The sequence below is a fragment of the Bradyrhizobium sp. WSM4874 genome, assembly GCF_055811835.1.
In genome coordinates this window covers 1-259 of sequence record NZ_JBVVPR010000273.1, presented here as the reverse complement: position 1 = coordinate 259, position 259 = coordinate 1, and the positions used below count along the sequence as shown (strand labels likewise).

The 259-nt window shown below is 62.2% G+C and carries 1 pseudogene; it reads left to right on the top strand.

The features are described from left to right. Positions 1 to 170, top strand: a pseudogene (locus tag AC0L3P_RS40330) (IS3 family transposase); the annotation flags it as partial. Positions 171 to 259: the final 89 nt, after the last annotated feature.

Below are 259 nucleotides of genomic sequence, written 5' to 3'. Positions count from 1 at the left end.
CGGTCTACTATGAACCTCGGCCAGTTTCGGCCGAGGACCTTGCCTTGATGCGTCGGCTCGATGAGCTGCATCTCGATGATCCCTTCGCGGGAGGGCGTATGCTGCGATCGTTGCTGCGGCGGGAGGGCCTATACGCTGGTCGCCGCCACATCGCGACGCTAATGAGTCGTCCGTTAAGAAGGCGAATTGAGCGGGGCTGGACCGGCCAGCACGCGGCATAGTCGGACCAGGAACAGGCACAAGAGTTCTCTGAGCCAGG